Genomic DNA, 18,931 nt, shown 5'->3' with positions numbered 1-18,931 from the left:
AATCGAGTAGGAGACAAGCCATTAATTGACTTGTCGACCTCTCACACCACCGTACGTACGGTTCCGTATACGGCGGTTCAATATCTTTTGTAAGCAGACTCCCCTAGGTGGCTTAGTGAAACTAAGCCCCACTGGTGGAGTCTTTCGTTTGTAAGTGCCCAATGAACTTCAGGCGTTTTGGATAGTCGCCAGTATTTCTTTCTTGAAAATCCAATCCGTTTTGCGCTATCCTCATCTAAACCGTACTCTAATAACTTCGTTATCTTTGTTTTCGGTCGTTTCCATCTTTTTAAGATAAGCTGTCTAAGTCTGTGATGTAACCATGGTTCTATCTCGTTTGATATGAATCTTTTGATAAATCCTAATCCAAAGTAGCCAATCCAACCTCTTGTGACTTGGTTGATTTCCTTTATAACAGTAATGAAGTTTCCTGGACGTTTACGACTCGTTAGCCGTTTTAATGTACGCTTAAACTTCTTCTTGGCTTCTTTTGTAGGAATAAAACGATAGGTTCCATTCACTTTCATCATCAGACAGCTCAAGAACTTTAAACGAGTGGGAGACCCCACTTTACTCTTTTCGTCATTGACGATAAGTTTGAGGTCTTTTTCAATAAAACGAGTCACACTTTTCATGACTCGTTCCCCTGCTCGTTTCGATTTCACATAAATGACAAAGTCATCTGCGTATCGAACGAATCGGTGTCCTCGTTTTTCAAGCTCTTTATCCAGTTCATGTAAGTATACATTGCTGAGAAGGGGTGACAATACACCACCTTGCGGTGCGCCTGTATGAGTTTCTACGAATTCGCCAGACAGGTCTGTTACACCACTCATCAAGAACTTACGGATAATCTTGAGTATCATCTTATCTTTGATGAACTGCTCAAGATGGTACATGAGTTTGTCGTGATTCAACGTGTCAAAGCATTGCTTTAAATCACAATCCACAACCACTTTATATCCTTCTTCATAGAACTTGGCACATTGTTTCAGCGCTGTATGTGTTCCTTTATTTGGTCGGAACCCATGACTTTGCGGAAGGAAATAGGGGTCGATATAGGGTTCAATGATTTGTTTGATCGCTTGTTGTACCACACGATCGCGTGCACACGGTATGCCAAGCTTGCGCTTCGCACCGTTTGCTTTCGGGATTTCAACCCGTTTAACAGGTTGAGGTTTGTATGTCCCATCAAGCAGCTTCTGCCTTAAGGGCAGATAATACTTCTCAATATGGCCTTCAACCTCAAAAACTGTCATGCCATCTACTCCAGCAGCGCCCTTATTTCGTCTAACGACTTGGGCTGCTTCGAGTAAATTTTCTTTTCTTACAACGAGCTCCATCAGTGATGGAGACTTACCATACATTTCTTTCATTTAACCTAGAAGAAAGCTCTACACATCTACATACTCTTTCGGTTCCACCTTATCCCTCCGCAGATTGCCAATGTTTCCATTGTTTTCTGTAGTCTTCGCTTCCTCTAACCTCCAGTCTTTACTTTGTATTTGATATTGTTCGGTCCTTCGGTACGTTTTCCCTACTATGACCTCGGCTGACTTCTGTCTATTCGTTGTTACTACGATACATCTGTATCGCTAGACAGATCTCCCCAGGTAAGGTGCGATAACCTTCCACTCATGTCACTGCCTCATTTACTGTAAGGGATTCGTGCAGTATTGGACTTTGTCTTGTTAGGCAGACTCATCCGTCCCTCTTCAGCCTTCATATAAGGTTTCTGTTCGTCAGTGCGAGTGTTTGCCTCCAGCTTCCTTTAGATTCCACCTCACGATGGACACCCTTGCTTTCAGCTAACAGTTCCTACTGCAAAGTCTGTAGTGGACTTTCACCACCAAGTTATCGCCCATGCCGGGCGCACCTATAAATAAAGAGCAACTCCCATTGGGAGTTGCTCTTTATTTGAATGATCATTTAGAATCATTGTCTGATTCTGACTTGGCTGCTTCTAAAACAGCTTTTCTAGATAAGTTAACTCGGCCCATTTTATCGACCTCAGTAACTTTAACTTTTAATACATCACCAACAGAAATAACATCTTCTACATTTTTGATATATTTATCAGAGAGTTCAGATACATGCACTAAACCATCTTTTCCTTTAATGATTTCAACAAATGCGCCAAATTTTTCAATTCGTTTGACAGTTCCGTTGTAAATTTTTCCAACTTCTACTTCTTCAGTCAATTCTTCAATAATTTCAATTGCACGTTTTATACCATTAGCATCTTGACCATAAATTGAAACGTTTCCTTCTTCATCGATATCAATCTTTACACCAGTTTCAGCAATTATTCCATTGATAGTGTCTCCACCTTTACCAATAACAACTTTAATCTGTTCAGGTTTAATTCTGATTGATTCGATTTTAGGAGCATATTCACTTAATTCTGTACGAGGATTAGAGATTGCAGCTTCCAGATTGTCAAGAATCTCTAAACGAGCTTTCTTTGCAGAAGTTAATGCTTCTTCTAAAATTTCTTTAGTGATTCCTTCAATCTTAATATCCATCTGCAGAGCAGTAATACCTTCTCTTGTGCCGGCAACTTTAAAGTCCATATCTCCAAGATGGTCTTCTAGTCCTTGAATATCAGTAAGAACTGTGTAATCGTCCCCTTCCATGACTAATCCCATTGCAATACCGCCAACTGGGGCTTTAATCGGTACGCCCGCATCCATCAATGCTAATGTTCCAGCACAGATACTCGCTTGTGATGAAGAACCGTTAGATTCAAGTACTTCTGCTACAAGACGAATTGTATAAGGGAAATCTTCCTCGCTTGGAATAACTTGGGCTAAAGCTCTTTCACCTAATGCACCGTGACCAATTTCGCGACGACCTGGACCTCTTACAGGACCAGTACTTCCAACTGAAAATTGCGGGAAGTTATAGTGATGAATGAATCGTTTTCTGTCTTCGCTACCTAGACCGTCAATAATCTGATATTCATTTAAAGGTGCTAATGTAGCAACTGACAATGCTTGTGTCTGTCCACGAGTAAACAAACCTGAACCATGGACTCTTGGCAAAATTGAAACTTCTGACTCAAGTGATCTTATCTCATCGACTTTACGTCCATCAGGTCTGACGTTCTCTTGAGTGATCAAACGACGTACTTCATCTTTTTCCATATCAGAAGCGATTGCTTTGACATCTTTCATTATGCTTTCTTTATCTTCATGATCTTCAAGTTTTTCTGCATAAGTGTTGATAATTTCTTCTTTTACAGCTTCTGTTTGTTCTGCGCGTTCTTGTTTGTCGAAAATTTGGATAGCGGCTTTCATTTTATCATTGAATGCAGTTTTAATTTCCTGTTTCAGTTCTTGATCAGGAACTGAAAGAATAATTTCCATTTTATCTTGTCCAATTTCTTCAACAATCTTTTCTTGAAAAGCTACTAATTCTTTAATCGCTTCATGACCGAAAAGTAAAGCTTCAAGCATATCTTCTTCTGATACTTGTTCTGCTCCACTTTCAACCATATTGATTGCATGTTTTGTACCTGCCACAGTAAGATGAATATCTGAAACAAGGTTTTGTTCCACTGTTGGATTGATAATCAATTCTCCATTGACACGACCTACATTGACGCCGGCAATTGGTCCGTTGAACGGGATATTTGAAATGCTCAAAGCCAAAGAAGAGCCTAGCATTGCTGTCATTTCCGGAGAATTATCAGGATCTACAGACATAACTGTATTCGTAATCTGTACTTCATTACGAAATCCTTCAGCAAACATTGGACGAAGAGGCCTATCAATCAGGCGTGCCGTCAATGTTGCATTCTCTGAAGGTCTTCCTTCTCTTTTGATGAATCCTCCAGGAATTTTACCTACCGAGTACATTTTTTCTTCGTAACTGACCATTAGTGGGAAAAAGTCACGATCACTTGCATGGCTACTTGCTACTGCTGCAGTTAATACCACCGTGTCTTCATATCTTAGTAAAGCAGCTCCATTGGCTTGTTTAGCCATCTGACCGATTTCAGCCGTTAATGTTCTGCCTCCAATTTCCGTTGTGAATATTTTTTTCTCTGACATCATTTTCTCCTTTAAGTGTGATTTTAACAGGAAGTCCGTTCTACTAAACAAATGTCATTTTTTAATTTTTATAAAAAATCACATTTGCATAGTAGAGAATTGAATCTTCCTGCAGATTTACTTTTGCATCTAATCGGTGACTACGCTTCACCTAGTACAACTAGCACGATAAGCCTGCTTCCCTTTGGTCAGAGGCATAAAGTTTTTTTTACTTACTGCTTTCTATCATATCCTTTATCTCGCTTCGCTTCGAACGGTCCAAGTTCGGTTACTACGCTCCGCTTTCGCTGCGCCTACTACTATGCCCGTTATCTCGCTTCGCTTCGAACGGTCATAGCAAAGAAAGCGAGATTCAAAAGAATCCCGCTTTTTATTATACATAAAATCCAGCATATAAATCCAGATTTGCTATTTAGATTTATTCAGGCTTTTGTATCAGACCCGCAATCCATCTAAGTAATAACTAAGCGGTTTATATAGCCTTTATATTAACGACGTAAACCTAGTCGTTGGATTAATTCACGGTAACGAGTAATATCTTTATTGCGAAGATATGCTAACAAGTTACGACGGTGACCAATTTTTTTCATTAGTCCACGCATAGAATGAAAATCTTTTTTGTGTACTCGTGCATGTTCATTCAATTCATTAATATCAGCTGTTAAAACAGCGATTTGAACTTCTGGAGAACCTGTATCTCCTTCATGACGAGCATATTCAGCCATAATTCTTGTTTTTTCTTCTTTACTTACTGCCATTTTACTACACCTCTTCCTCATTTTTTGAATCCGATTACTGAGACAACGCTGGTGAAACATCTATCCAAGTAATGGTCTGTGTCTATCAAGTAGAAGTCCACAATAAAAGTAGACTTTATCTAATAGCACTTTACAAATAATACAGTACATCTCTATAAAAATCAAGTATCAGCGCCAACTTTTCGGATCGTTTTTCCACTCGTTTAAACGATTTATATCCTCGTTTTTTATCACTCCGGCTTGTAGAGCAACTTCGACAAGATCCGTATAGTTCGTAATTGTTTTAAGATCTACTTGTAGTTCATTAAATGCATAAAAACTAATCGGCAACTCATAAGTAAATATTGCGGCAACGCCTAATACGTGAGCACCTTCTTTTTCCGCTTCTTGCAATGCATTGATGACACTGCTTCCGGTGGATATCAGGTCTTCAATAATGACCATTTTTGCTCCAGGTTCAAATATACCTTCAATTTGTTTCCCTTTACCATGCTGTTTTGCCGAACTTCTAATATATACCATGGGAAGATTCATTTCTTGTGCAATCCAAGCTGCATGGGGAATACCAGCAGTAGCTGTACCAGCAATCACTTGTACTTGAGGATAATATTCTTTTATAAGTTTTACAAATGCTTTAATCACTTTACTTCTAACTTCAGGAAAACTCATTGTAATACGATTATCGCAATAAATAGGACTTTTCAGTCCGCTTGTCCAAGTGAATGGGTCATTAGGTTGTACAGACACTGCGCCTATATTCAGTAATTCTCTAGAAATTTCAATTGATTCACTCATTTCATTCTCCATTCCATTGTTTTAAGATTTTTAAATACATATTAACCGGATCTTTTGATTGAGTTATGGTACGACCCACAACAATCTGAGAGGCTCCTAGTTTTCGAGCTTCAATTGGTGTAGCAATTCTTTTCTGATCATTATTTTTATCTTGTTTCAAACGAATACCTGGAGTAACACGTAAAAAAGATTCACCAAGCTTTTTCTTTACTTTTTCTGCTTCTAACGCTGAGCACACAATACCATCCATTCCAGATTCACTTGCCAATCTAGCATAGTTCAATACACTTTCCTCGATTGAACTATTTATCTTTTGTTCCTGTTTAATCATTTCTTCTGTAGTACTAGTCAGTTGGGTAACAGCTATAAGAGTAGGTGTTTTTCTACCCTTTTGAGTACCTGATATTAGACCGTCTTTGGCTGACTCCATCATTTTTCTACCACCAGCTGCATGTAAATTAATCATATCTACACCCATTCCGGCAATTCCTGCCATAGCTTTTTTAACCGTAGTAGGAATATCATGCAATTTAATATCTAAGAATATATCATGTCCATTATTTTTTAAAGTATATAAAATTTGTGGTCCATGTTGATAAAACAATTCCATACCGACTTTTAAATTTAACTTTTTATTTGGAAAATAATTTAAAAATGCCATAACTTCTTCTAATGTAGAAAAGTCTAGAGCAATAATCGGTTCTTTATCCATTCTTTCTCGCCTCTTTCACTTCTGCGATAAGACTTTCAATTGAGTCAATTTCCAATTCATTCAATCGGGCTGGCAGTTCTTCTATAATTTGATTCATGACAAGCGGATTTTTATATGTTGCAGTACCGATAGCCACTGCGGATGCGCCAGCTAGAAACATTTGAATAACGTCATCTGTTGACTGAATCCCGCCCATTCCAATAATTGGTAGATCCACTGCTTGAGAAACTTGATAGACCATACGCACAGCTATCGGAAAGATACTTTCTCCAGATAATCCACCAGTCATATTTCCTAATACTGGTTTTCTAGTCTTAACATCAAAATTCATACTCAACACCGTATTAATGAGGCTGATTCCGTCAGCACCACCAGCTTCAGCTGCTTTTGCAATTGAAACAATATCTGTAACGTTAGGAGTTAGTTTGACATATATTGGCACTTTTGCTATTTTTTTTACTTTTTCAGTAATTAATCTAACCATTTCAGGATCAGTCCCAAAAGTAAGACCACCTTCCTTGACATTAGGACAGGAAACATTAATTTCCAAAGCAGAAATGACATCAGACTGATTCAACTTCTTAGTCACTGTAACGAATTCTTCTACAGTTTCTCCAGCAACACTTGCTATGATCGGTGTCTGATAGTGTGTTAACTTAGATAGTTTCTCAGTCAGAACTTTGTCGACTCCAGGATTTTTCAGTCCAACAGCATTGAGTACACCATTTTTTAGTGAAAAGAATTTAGGATCTTCATTTCCAACTCTGGCTCTTTCAGTAGTCGATTTTAATACAATAGCACCCAATTTGTTATAATCATATAAATCATGGTACATATCACCAAAACCGAAAGTTCCGCTTGCTGGCATAACTGGATTTTCCATTTTCAGACCAGGTAAATTTACCGATAATTGTTTCATTTCATTTCCTCCGTTTGTTATTTGATTTTATAATGTGATCGTTGAAAATGATTTTGATTCTAGAACACTCAAAATCGCCGATACCGTATCTAATGATGTCATCAACGGAATCCCTTTTTCAACCGAAGCTTTCCGAATGTAAAAACCGTCATTGATAGCTTCAACATTTTTACCCATCGTATTGATAACTAAATCGACCTGATTCATCTGTATAAGATCCATAACATTTTTTTCTTCACTAAATGAATGATTTGCAAGTGTTGACTGAACATTTATATCTTCTTCTTTTAAAGCTTTTGCAGTGCCCGATGTTGCGATCAGTGAATATCCGATTTCATTGAATCGTTTAGCTAGTTCAATTCCTTCTGCTTTGTCCTCATCTGTCAGCGTAAGCAGAACTTTTCCATGGTCTGGTAAATGCATATTGCTGGCTTCAAATGCTTTATAAAGTGCTTTTTCTAATGTACGATCACTACCCATGACTTCTCCAGTTGATTTCATTTCCGGACCAAGCGTAGCATCTACTTTATGAAGTTTAGAAAAACTGAATACTGGTGCTTTGACATGGACTGTTTCTGGAACCTTGTGAAGTCCGCTTTCATACCCCTGCTCTTTCAATGATTGTCCTAAAATAATTTTTGTAGCTACCTGAGCCATCGAGATATTTGTTACTTTACTTAAGAACGGGACAGTCCTGCTGGCCCTTGGATTGACCTCAATAACGTAGACCACTTCTTCATGAATTACAAACTGGATATTCATGAGCCCAATACAGTATAAGCCTACGCTTAATTTTTTTGTATAATCTACAATTGTATTTATTATTTGAGCGGATAAGTTTTGAGGCGGATAGACAGCCATCGAATCACCAGAATGAACTCCTGATCGTTCAATATGTTCCATGATTCCAGGTATCAATACAGATTCACCATCACAGATTGCATCCACTTCAACTTCTTTACCAACAAGATAACGGTCAATTAAAACAGGATGTTCTGCTGAAAGTTTAACTGCACTATTCATATAAACTGTTAAATCTTTAGCATTATCTACAATCTGCATACCTCGTCCACCCAGAACATAACTTGGTCTTACTAGCACTGGATAGCCTATTGATTCAGCGATACTTAAGGCTTCCTTCTCTGTATGTGCTGTATTGCCCTTAGGCTGAGGGATTGAGAGTTCTTGTAAAGCTTTCTCAAAAAGATTTCTGTTTTCTGCTCTGTCGAGATCCTTTACTGTCGTTCCTAAGATTTTCACGCCCAGTTTTTCCAATGGCTCTGCTAAATTGATTGCAGTCTGACCACCGAACTGTACGATAACACCGAGAGGATTTTCAAGTTTGATGACGTTCATAACGTCTTCGACAGTCAACGGTTCAAAATACAACTTATCTGAAATAGAGAAATCGGTTGAGACTGTTTCGGGGTTATTGTTCATAATGATTGCTTCATACCCTAATTGCTGAATTGCTTTGACTGAATGGACGGTAGCATAATCAAATTCTACCCCTTGTCCGATTCTGATTGGTCCTGATCCTAAGACAAGGATAGATTCCTTTTCAGTTACAATACTTTCTTGTTCTTCTTCATAGGTGCTATAAAAATAGGGCGTTGCAGAATCAAATTCTGCTGCACAGGTATCTACGGTTTTATAGACAGGAGTGATCTCTTTTTCTTCTCTATACTGCGAAACCTTTTGCCCATCAGTTGCCCAAAGTTTTGCGATAATCTGATCTGAGAATCCATATTGTTTAGCATAACGTAACTGATCTTCATCGAAAGCTGATGCCTGCAGCATCTGTTCTATTTCTACTATATGCAATAATTTGTCCAAGAAGAATAAATCAATCTTGGTCAATTGTGCTAGTTCTTCAATTGGATATTTCCTTCGTATGGCTTCGGTTAAATAAAATAGTCTATCGTCTTCTGCTTTAACGATTTTATCGATCAGTACATCATCACTGACTTCTTTACATTCTTCCAATTCAATATGATCGATGCCAATTTCGAGTGAACGCACAGCTTTCATCAGACTCTCTTCAATCGTTCGCCCAATAGCCATGACTTCTCCTGTAGCTTTCATTTGAGTAGTCAGTCTTCTGTCTCCTGTCTCGAATTTGTCAAACGGCCATCTGGGAATCTTAGCGACAACGTAGTCTAAAGTGGGTTCAAACTGTGCATAGGTTGTTTCTGTGACCGGATTCTTCATTTCATCCAGTGTTAGTCCGACTGCTATTTTAGCAGCTAGTTTCGCAATCGGATAACCGGTTGCTTTGCTCGCTAATGCAGAGGAACGACTTACTCTCGGATTAACTTCAATAATATAGTAGTTAAAACTATGGGGATCTAAAGCAAGTTGAACGTTACAGCCTCCTTCGATCTCAAGTGCGCGAATGATTTTCAATGAGGCATCTCTGAGCATTTGATACTCTTTGTCCGTTAAGGTCTGACTAGGTGCTAGCACGATTGAATCCCCGGTATGTATACCGACAGGGTCAAAATTTTCCATATTACATACGACCATTGCATTGTCATTACGATCGCGCATCACTTCGTATTCTATTTCTTTATAACCAGCGATACTTCTTTCGATCAGACACTGATGTACTGGAGATAACTTCAAACCGTTTGCAACGATTTCTCTTAATTCTTCTTCGTTGTCGCATAATCCCCCACCAGTACCACCCATAGTAAACGCCGGACGAACGATAAGAGGATAACCAATATCATTTGCGAATGAAACAGCTTCATCAATTGTATGAACAATTTCACTGTCAGGTACTGGTTCATTCAGTTCACGCATTAAAGATCTGAATAAATCTCTATCTTCTGCCTTATTGATTGCAGATAACTTAGTTCCTAGTAATTCAATGTTCAACTCTTCTAATATGCCGCTGTTATCCAACTCTATCGCCATATTCAAACCCATTTGACCACCTAAAGTGGGTAAGATGGCATCTGGATTTTCTTTTCTCAAAATTTTAGAAACGAATTCCAGCGTTAAAGGTTCAAGATAAACTTTATCTGCTACTTCTCTATCCGTCATAATCGTTGCAGGGTTAGAATTGACTAGCAGAACTTCATAACCTTCTTCTTTAAGCGCTAAACATGCCTGCGTTCCTGCGTAGTCAAATTCTGCTGCTTGCCCAATAATAATTGGACCTGATCCTATTACTAATATTTTTTTAATATCTTTTCTTTTAGGCATAATCGTTCCCTACTTTCCATGAATCCATTAATTCAGTAAATTGATCAAACAAGTCAGCGGCATCATGGGGACCTGGTGCGGCATCTGGGTGATACTGCACACTGAATACCGGATAATGACGATGTCTTAATCCTTCAACTGTATGATCATTGATTTCTATATGCGTTACTCTAAGTTGCTCAGTATCTATAGAATCGGCTGCTACTGCATATCCGTGATTCTGGGAAGTAAATGCAATTTTACCTGTAGCAATTTCTTTCACAGGATGATTAAATCCTCTATGTCCAAAATTCATTTTATAGGTCTTAGCTCCATTCGCCAGCGCAATCAGCTGATGTCCTAAGCAAATGCCGAATATAGGAACTTTTCGTTGTAGATTTTGAATCATTTTCAGTACTTGAGGCAAATTAGTTGGATCTCCTGGTCCATTTGTCAACATAACCCCATCCGGATTCAGATTAAGGATTGTTTCCACTTTTGTATTATATGGAAGAACCGTTACATGACAATCTCTTTTATTCAATTCGTGTAGAATGCTATGCTTAAGTCCGAAATCAATCACTACTACTTTGCGACCATTCTGCGGACTGACATAAGGTCTTGTTGTTGAAACTTGTGCGACTTGATCCGTTCTAAATGTGGTTTTTCTAAGTCTCTCTAAGTTTTCTTGTATCGACTCTGTATCATCTGTCAGCATAGCTTTCATAGCGCCATGTTCTCTAATAACTTTAGTGAGCCTTCTGGTGTCTACCCCCGTTAAACCGGGTATATCTTTTTCTTTTAAAAACTCATCTAAATTCATTCGACTGCGCCAGTTAGAAGGAACTCTTGCATATTCTTTTACAATAACAGCTTTAGTTGTCGGAAAAATAGATTCATAGTCATCACGATTGATCCCCGCATTTCCTACAAGCGGAAAGGTAAATGTCAAAATCTGACCATTATATGACTGATCTGTAATCGATTCTTGATACCCCGTCATACCAGTATTGAACACGACTTCTCCAATAGTTTCTTTTTCCGATCCAAATCCATATCCTTTAAACACATTTCCATCTTCTAAAATCAATATTCTTTTCTGCACTTAATTTTCCTCCTGATAGACGACTTGACCATCTACTATTGTGAAGTAGGTATCTCCATAAACTTTCCATCCGATAAAAGGTGTATTAGAAGACTTAGAGTGCAACATTTCTTTTGAAATTTCTTTTTCATTTTGTAAATCAAAACATGCCAGATCAGCAGGTGCCCCAATTTCGAGCCTACCAGTTTTCATGTTGAAGATTTCAGCTGGTTTGAGCGTTAACCATTTCACTAACTGATCTAAAGTTACTTTTCCCGGTATAACTAAGTTAGTGTAGAGTAATGAAAAAGCTGTCTCGCTTCCGATTATTCCAAAAGGTGAACCAATCATTGATCCTTGTTTTTCTTCATCACTATGTGGGGCATGGTCAGTCGCAATCATATCGATTGTCCCGTCTAGTAGTCCTTCCAGTAAAGCTTCCTGATCTGCCCTGCTTCTTAAAGGAGGATTCATTTTAAACAAGCTATTATCAGAAAGGATATCTTCTTCTGACAGTAATAAATGATGCGGTGTAACTTCTGCTGTAACCTTGATCCCCGCTTTTTTAGCATCTCTGATTATTCTCACACTTTCTTTAGCGGAAACGTGGCAGATATGATAATGCACGCCAGTAGCTTCTGCCAGCAGAACATCTCTTGCAATCTGAGTGGATTCTGTCAATTGAGACATGCCTGGCAAATTAAGTTCTTTATTCCTTTTGCCTTCGTGCATGACTCCATTATCAAACAGTAACGAGTCATCTTCTGTGTGTGCAACAATCGAAATATTATTTTGAGCTGCTTCCTTCATAGCTAGATACATGGTCGCTGCTGTCTGCACTCCAACACCGTCATTTGTGAATGCAAAAGCCCCTGCATTAATCAATGCTTTTTGATCCGTTAATCGATCACTTGTCAGCAGTTCTGTAATCGGAGCATACTGTTTAACTTTTACCTTTGCGTTTTTTGAAATCAAGCTTTTTATATTCTGCATTTTTTCTACACTGTCTGGAGCTGGATTGACATTGGGCATTGCGCAAATTGTAGTAAATCCACCTCTTGCAGCTGCTGCAGTTCCGGTTTCAATCGTTTCTTTATATTCAAATCCAGGCTCTCTTAAATGAACATGTACATCAATCAGACCAGGTGTAACCAATTTCCCTTTTACATCTATAACATCTTCAACTGAAACGCTCAAATCCGTTCCTATTGCTGTGATTTTTTTGTTTGTTATCAAAATATCTTTTAGTAAAGTTTCATTATCTCCAGTTAGTCTTGCATTTTTTATTAAAAATTCCATCTATTTCCTCCTATGGATCAATTTAAAATAGAATCAATTATAGCCATTCTGGCGTAAACACCATTTTCCATTTGTGTAAATATTCTTGACCTTCTGCTTTCTACTAGTTCAGAAGCTATTTCTACACCTCTATTTACTGGAGCGGGATGCATGATAATAGACTTCTCTTTCATCATTTGTTCTCGCTCAAAAGTTAATCCATACTGTTTGAGATATTCTTTTTTTGAAAAACCATTTTTTTCTCCATTATGTCTTTCATGCTGTACTCTGAGCAACATCATAACGTCTACTTTACCGACTAGTTCATCCATATTTTCATAAGTGCCGTAGTTTTCAAACGAAGATTCCATCCACTCTTTTGGGCCCGTATAATAGATCTCAGCACCTAATCTATTTAAAATCTGCACATTACTTTTAGCCACTCTAGAATGCGAAAGATCTCCCGCAACTGCAATCTTCAAATTCTTAAATGCACCAAATTCTTCGTATATTGTCATTAAATCTAATAATGACTGACTGGGGTGCTGATTTGTTCCGTCGCCGGCATTTATAATCGAACTCGATAGATTCGGACTACCAATCAGTTCTTTGTAAAAATCTTCTTGGTTGTGTCTAATCACAATCAGGTTTACTCCAATCGATTGAAGTGTCATTACAGTGTCATATAAACTTTCTCCTTTTTGAATACTGCTAGTAGCCGGTTGAAAATCCATTACTTGCATACCAAGTTTTCTTTCTGCCATCTCAAAGCTTTTGTGAGTTCTGGTACTATCTTCAAAAAAACAATTGATTGCATAACGCTCAGAAAGCTTATTGCAGTTTTTCCCGTTTTTGTACTGCAGTGCTTTTTCGATCAGACGATAGATTTCTTTATTATTTAAATTATTTAGTGTAGTGAAATGTCTGACTAACTGTTGAGTAACATTTTTCAAGTCAATATCCTCCTTATACTATTATGGTTTTTATAAAAAAGACCTCATGTCAGAGAGACATCAGGTCTAAGGAGTATGTAAACAAACGTTGTAGTATGAGCGAATCTAATAATCAAATAGAAAATATTTAATTAACGACCCTTTCATATTATCAAGTTGTTTCCTTAGTGACCTTCAGTGTCTCTCTGGACAACATTTAAAGTTCACATTTTATTTAGTTGGTTTCAGGATAGTTACAGTATCTTTTCCATCAACTTCTGTTAACGATACTTGAATTGATTCTTCTTTAGAAGTTGGAATGTTTTTGCCTACAAAATCAGCTCTGATCGGAAGCTCTCTATGCCCACGATCGATCAGAACGGCTAAATAGATTTTTTTAGGCCTTCCATTGTCTATAACAGCATCTAAAGCAGCTCTAATCGTTCTTCCCGTATAAAGAACATCATCTATAATCACTACTTTTTTGCCTTCAACCATTGTTACAATGGTTGGAGTCAGATTTGAACTATGATGATCGGTCTTTTGGTCATCTCTGTAGTTAGAAATATCTAATTCAGTAACATCTACTGTCTCACCTTCCAATTGTTCAATTCTTTCTGCGATTCTCTGAGCGAGATAAACCCCTCTTGTTTTAATACCAACTAACACTAAGTCTTTGATTCCTTTATTCTTTTCAATAATTTCATAAGTAATTCTAGTTAAAGCACGTTTTATCGCGACTTCGTTAATGACTTCGATTTCCTCATTCTTTTTCATAAATATTCCCCCAAAATCTTTTAATCTTTAATTCTAAAGTTAATTTATCCAGCTGAATTAAAGGACCTATAAATATACAAAAAGCCCTCTTATCCATGCAAGAATAAGAGAGCTTCCTAAAATATTCATTAGGGTTAGGGGTGTTTTGAAATACATTTTCCCACTAATAATTTCCTGGAGTCTACTGACTATAATATATAAATCAGTTCTATTCCAAGAAATTTCTGCTCCTTATTAGCCTCACTGGACTACTTGTTAAAGGATGTCTATTAACTTTAAATATACTCTACAGTTCTATTATTAAAAAGTCAATACAGATTATATTATTTAGAAAATTTAGTTTTAATTTCCATCACAACATCACGTAGCTGGGCAGCTCTTTCAAAATCAAGTTCTTTAGCTGCTTGCTTCATTTCAAGTTCCATTGTTTCAATCAATTGTCTACGTTCTTCTCTAGATAATTTCTTCACAGTATCTTCTGATAATTCTTCTCCATCTTCTACAACTGTAGAGATCTGAATAAGATCTCTTACTTCTTTCTTGATCGTCATAGGTGTAATTCCATGTACTTTGTTGTACTCTTCCTGAATTTCACGTCTACGTTCCGTTTCCTCGATAGCATTATTCATTGAGTCCGTACGCCTATCGGCGTACATAATCACTCGACCATTTTCATTACGTGCAGCACGGCCCATTGTTTGAATCAAAGAACGTGTACTTCTTAGAAACCCTTCTTTATCTGCATCTAATATGGCAACCAATGAAACTTCCGGAACATCTAAACCTTCACGAAGTAAGTTGATGCCAATTAAAACATCAAACTTTCCGACCCGAAGATCCCTAATTATTTGGGTTCTTTCCAAAGTTTTAATATCACTATGAAGATATTGAACCTTTATTCCGACTTCTTTGAGATAATCAGTCAGATCTTCTGACATCTTTTTAGTTAAGGTTGTAATAAACACTCGTTCATTTCTTTCGACTCTTAAATTGACTTCCTCAATCAAATCATCAATCTGGCCTTTAATGGGGCGTACCTCGATAATAGGGTCTAATAATCCTGTAGGTCTAATGATTTGTTGTACCACTTGTGAAGCTCGTTCCATTTCATAATCTGCTGGTGTTGCAGAGATATAAGTGATCTGGGGTACTCTTTCTTCAAACTCTTCAAGTCTTAATGGTCTGTTATCCAATGCACTAGGTAGTCTAAATCCATGATCTACCAGTTGCTGTTTTCTTGCGCGGTCTCCATTATACATTCCCCGTATCTGAGGCATAGTGATATGAGATTCGTCTACGATGAATAGTGAATCATCTGGAAAAAAGTCTAAAAGAGTATAAGGAGCTTCTCCAGGTTTTCTACCATCCATATGCCTAGAATAATTCTCAATACCAGAGCAGTATCCCATTTCCATCAGCATTTCAATATCATAATTCGTTCTCTGATCCAGTCTTTGTTCTTCAAGTAATTTATTATCTTCTTTTAGTTCATTTAATCGGCTATTCAACTCTGTTTTTATTGACTCAATTGCTGATCTGGTTTGCTCATCGTTAGAAACAAAGTGAGTAGCCGGAAAAACTGCAACATGTGAAAGATCAGCTTTCACTTCTCCAGTTAAAACATCAACTTCTCTAATTCGGTCGATCTCATCTCCAAAAAACTCTACTCGGATTGCTTCACTTTCTCTTGACGCCAAAAAGATTTCGACAATGTCTCCTCTTGCTCGAAATCTTCCCCTTTGAAAATCTATATCATTTCTTTCAAATTGCATGTCTACTAATCTTCTTAATACTGCATCTCTACTAATTTCCATCCCTGCTCTTAAAGATAAAACATGATCTCTATAGTCCTCAGGATTAACAAGTCCATAAATGCAGGAAACGGAAGCGACTACAATAACGTCTCTTCTTTCAAGTAATGAGCTAGTAGCAGAGTGACGTAATTTATCAATTTCATCATTGATTGAGGCATCTTTTTCAATAAATGTATCAGTTGAAGGAACATATGCTTCTGGCTGATAGTAATCATAGTAACTAACAAAGTATTCTACAGCATTTTCAGGAAAAAATTCTTTAAATTCAGAATACAATTGTCCAGCTAGAGTTTTATTGTGTGCAATAACTAACGTTGGCTTATTTACTTCTTGAATAACATTAGACATTGTAAAAGTTTTTCCGGTCCCGGTAGCGCCTAAAAGAACTTGTTCCTTTTGCCCTTCTTTGATTCCTCTTACAAGGTTCTTGATGGCTTCTGGTTGGTCTCCACTTGGCTGGTACACTGAATTCAATTGAAATTTATTTTCAGACATTGACGTGCTCCTTTCAAAAACTAAACATACATTCGTATATTATCATACCATAAAAGTGCAAAAAAAAGCTCTTCCTTTTGACTTTAGTCAAAAAGGAAGAACTCTTTTTTTATTCTATAAATCCATTATCCTAATTTGCTAGATAAACGTGATTTGTCGCGAGCAGCTTTATTTTTGTGAATCAAGCCTTTTGATGCTGCTTGATCGATAGCTTTAGCAGCTACTTTGTATAATTCAGCTGAATTATCTTGTCCGTTTTCAACGGCAGTTAAATATCTTTTCTTAGCACTACGCATAGCAGATACTTGCCCAACGTTATTTGCATTTTTTTTAACATCTTGACGTTGACGTTTGATAGCCTGTACCATATTTGGCATTTTGAAAACACTCCTTTGTATGAATTTCTTTAAATCCAGTAAACTCATTATAAATAAGTTTTAAAGTACTTATTCTGTGAATTTTTACCTTCTCTATTCAGTTGATTTTCAACATTCTCCATTGTACATGATTACTAAAACATTTGCAATATTACAATCATTTGAATTTACCCTTTTTACATTAAATATCCACTATTGCATGTAATTAGAAAACCTGTATTCGTTAATTCCTCATTTTTAGCAATTATGTTTAAAAATAGCCATGCAAATAAAACGCCCATATGCGCGTTTTAAAAAATTATTCAGTTTATTCATTCACAGTAAAGATAACTGATTCGAACGCTTTTCTACTTTGTAAAAGTATCTGATACCTACCGTATCAAACGAGAGGATTTTAGAGATACCTCGTATGAACCGATAAAGATAGAACTTTATTTTCTTTCGTTTGTTTGAAGGTCGTGCCCGTGCTAAGACTGTTTGTGTATGGTAGTTACTCTTTTCAATGGCCAACGAATAATGCCCAACAAGACAATTCATCAGTGTATACAGAATGCGTAATGAACTGACCGTCATTGTTCGCGTTTTTTCTAATTGAAACTCTTCCTTTTGAACACGAAAGAGTTCTTCAATTCGCCAGCGAGTAATATAACTTTTCAGAATTCGAAGGACATCGTCCTTCCCATTGATGGAGTGATTCGTTAATAGTTTCATTGGCTTTTCGCCATAGCCATAGACAACAACCATATTAAGAGGGGAATCTTTTAACACAGGCAACTTAACTTTAATATGACTAACCTTTAATTTATATTCATCACCTTGAATTTCCGTCTTAAAGTTGATTTTTCCTTTCCGACGATGCGCTAAGTCAGGGACTTTCACGCGACGATTTCTATGTAGTAAATAACGATTATCCTTTAGTCGCGTAATGAAGTGATGGCCGATATCTTGGACATACTCATATATCGTATTGGTGTCATAACCACGATCCATAACGAAAGTAGCCTTTTTCTTTCCTAAAAACGAAGTGACTGTATTAAAGCCTTTGGCTATTTCAATATTTTGACTGTGAAAATCTTTCTCCTTGGAAGAATACAAATGATTATACAGAGGCAAGGGATGTTTCGTTTTCAGTGTAGCCATTGAAAAATTGATTGTAGGATAGCCTTTCTCTAAAACATTCTTTGACCCATCACGGACTAAAGCTAAATGTTCCATCTTTTCGGCATAAGGTTTAACAATTTCTGATTCATCAACGATAACCAAAGGGTTATCCGGTATAGATGTTCTTAAGCCATTTAAATAATTATGATGGAGCTCTTTCAAGTCATTCTCTTCAGAAGCATTACGAGATAAGCGTTTAATGGTGTACTGCAAGTCAATATTTTCTTCTAACGCTCGTGCAATATCTGATAACAGGGTATTTTGAGCCTTAGACATGCCATATAAAATATCACTGTAAAATTTCTTTCGTGGTTTAGAAAGACCTTCGGTCAGTTTTTCTAAAAAAGTGATTAAACTTCGCTTTGTTTGATAAATTTCTGTAGAATTCATGGTAAAATAACCTCAGTTCCTGTTTTGTTTTTTTGTTTTGTAGTGATTCAATTATAACAGATAACAGGATGAAATTAGTCCACAGATTTAAGCTGTGGACTGCTCAAAAGCCCGAGGATACCATGTTTTCCACATGTGTATACCTCGGGCTTTTGTCACCGTTCAGGAAATCATAAAATTTTGGGTAAATTCAAA

14 protein-coding genes are annotated in these 18,931 nt (G+C 37.2%); all 14 read right to left on the bottom strand.

Annotated features, from left to right (window positions below):
* Positions 1-77: 77 nt before the first annotated feature.
* Complete coding sequence (ltrA, locus tag BM212_RS09485; protein WP_232226883.1) at positions 78-1,376, bottom strand: group II intron reverse transcriptase/maturase; 1,299 nt, start codon at positions 1,374-1,376, stop codon at positions 78-80.
* 549 nt (positions 1,377-1,925) lie between these two features.
* Complete coding sequence (gene pnp / locus BM212_RS09480; RefSeq protein WP_091898278.1) at positions 1,926-4,055, bottom strand: polyribonucleotide nucleotidyltransferase; 2,130 nt, start codon at positions 4,053-4,055, stop codon at positions 1,926-1,928.
* Between the two features lie 488 nt (positions 4,056-4,543).
* Complete coding sequence (rpsO, locus tag BM212_RS09475; protein ID WP_072694631.1) at positions 4,544-4,813, bottom strand: 30S ribosomal protein S15; 270 nt, start codon at positions 4,811-4,813, stop codon at positions 4,544-4,546.
* A 168-nt stretch (positions 4,814-4,981) separates the two neighbouring features.
* Positions 4,982-5,608 carry an orotate phosphoribosyltransferase gene (gene pyrE, locus BM212_RS09470; protein ID WP_072694630.1) on the bottom strand — a complete coding sequence of 209 codons (627 nt, stop codon included), beginning with the start codon at positions 5,606-5,608 and terminating at the stop codon, positions 4,982-4,984.
* A gap of 1 nt (position 5,609) precedes the next feature.
* Positions 5,610-6,320 carry an orotidine-5'-phosphate decarboxylase gene (gene pyrF, locus BM212_RS09465; protein WP_072694629.1) on the bottom strand — a complete coding sequence of 237 codons (711 nt, stop codon included), beginning with the start codon at positions 6,318-6,320 and terminating at the stop codon, positions 5,610-5,612.
* On the bottom strand, positions 6,313-7,239 hold the full coding sequence (locus BM212_RS09460; protein ID WP_072694628.1) for a dihydroorotate dehydrogenase: 927 nt from the start codon (positions 7,237-7,239) through the stop codon (positions 6,313-6,315). The genes pyrF and BM212_RS09460 overlap by 8 nt, the downstream gene beginning before the upstream one ends.
* A gap of 27 nt (positions 7,240-7,266) precedes the next feature.
* Complete coding sequence (gene carB, locus BM212_RS09455; RefSeq protein WP_072694627.1) at positions 7,267-10,449, bottom strand: carbamoyl-phosphate synthase large subunit; 3,183 nt, start codon at positions 10,447-10,449, stop codon at positions 7,267-7,269.
* Positions 10,442-11,533, bottom strand: coding sequence for a carbamoyl phosphate synthase small subunit (locus BM212_RS09450; protein WP_091898276.1), 1,092 nt, complete (start codon positions 11,531-11,533; stop codon positions 10,442-10,444). Before BM212_RS09450 ends, carB begins: the two co-directional genes overlap by 8 nt.
* On the bottom strand, positions 11,534-12,811 hold the full coding sequence (locus BM212_RS09445; RefSeq protein WP_072694625.1) for a dihydroorotase: 1,278 nt from the start codon (positions 12,809-12,811) through the stop codon (positions 11,534-11,536).
* Between the two features lie 17 nt (positions 12,812-12,828).
* Complete coding sequence (locus tag BM212_RS09440) at positions 12,829-13,743, bottom strand: aspartate carbamoyltransferase catalytic subunit (RefSeq protein WP_072694624.1); 915 nt, start codon at positions 13,741-13,743, stop codon at positions 12,829-12,831.
* A gap of 210 nt (positions 13,744-13,953) precedes the next feature.
* Entirely contained in the window at positions 13,954-14,499 is a 546-nt protein-coding gene (pyrR, locus tag BM212_RS09435; RefSeq protein WP_072694623.1) for a bifunctional pyr operon transcriptional regulator/uracil phosphoribosyltransferase PyrR, read from the bottom strand.
* A gap of 323 nt (positions 14,500-14,822) precedes the next feature.
* Complete coding sequence (uvrB, locus tag BM212_RS09430) at positions 14,823-16,808, bottom strand: excinuclease ABC subunit UvrB (RefSeq protein ID WP_072694622.1); 1,986 nt, start codon at positions 16,806-16,808, stop codon at positions 14,823-14,825.
* 125 nt (positions 16,809-16,933) lie between these two features.
* Positions 16,934-17,185, bottom strand: coding sequence for a 30S ribosomal protein S20 (gene rpsT, locus BM212_RS09425; protein ID WP_072694621.1), 252 nt, complete (start codon positions 17,183-17,185; stop codon positions 16,934-16,936).
* Positions 17,186-17,500: 315 nt separating this feature from the next.
* On the bottom strand, positions 17,501-18,736 hold the full coding sequence (locus BM212_RS09420) for a transposase (RefSeq protein WP_091895368.1): 1,236 nt from the start codon (positions 18,734-18,736) through the stop codon (positions 17,501-17,503).
* Positions 18,737-18,931 lie beyond the last annotated feature (195 nt).

Origin of the sequence: Marinilactibacillus piezotolerans, assembly GCF_900114235.1 — a bacterium.
Lineage (GTDB): Bacteria > Bacillota > Bacilli > Lactobacillales > Carnobacteriaceae_A > Marinilactibacillus > Marinilactibacillus piezotolerans.
The sequence above is the reverse complement of the archived record's forward strand: the minus strand, read 5'-3'. Positions and strand labels throughout refer to the sequence as shown.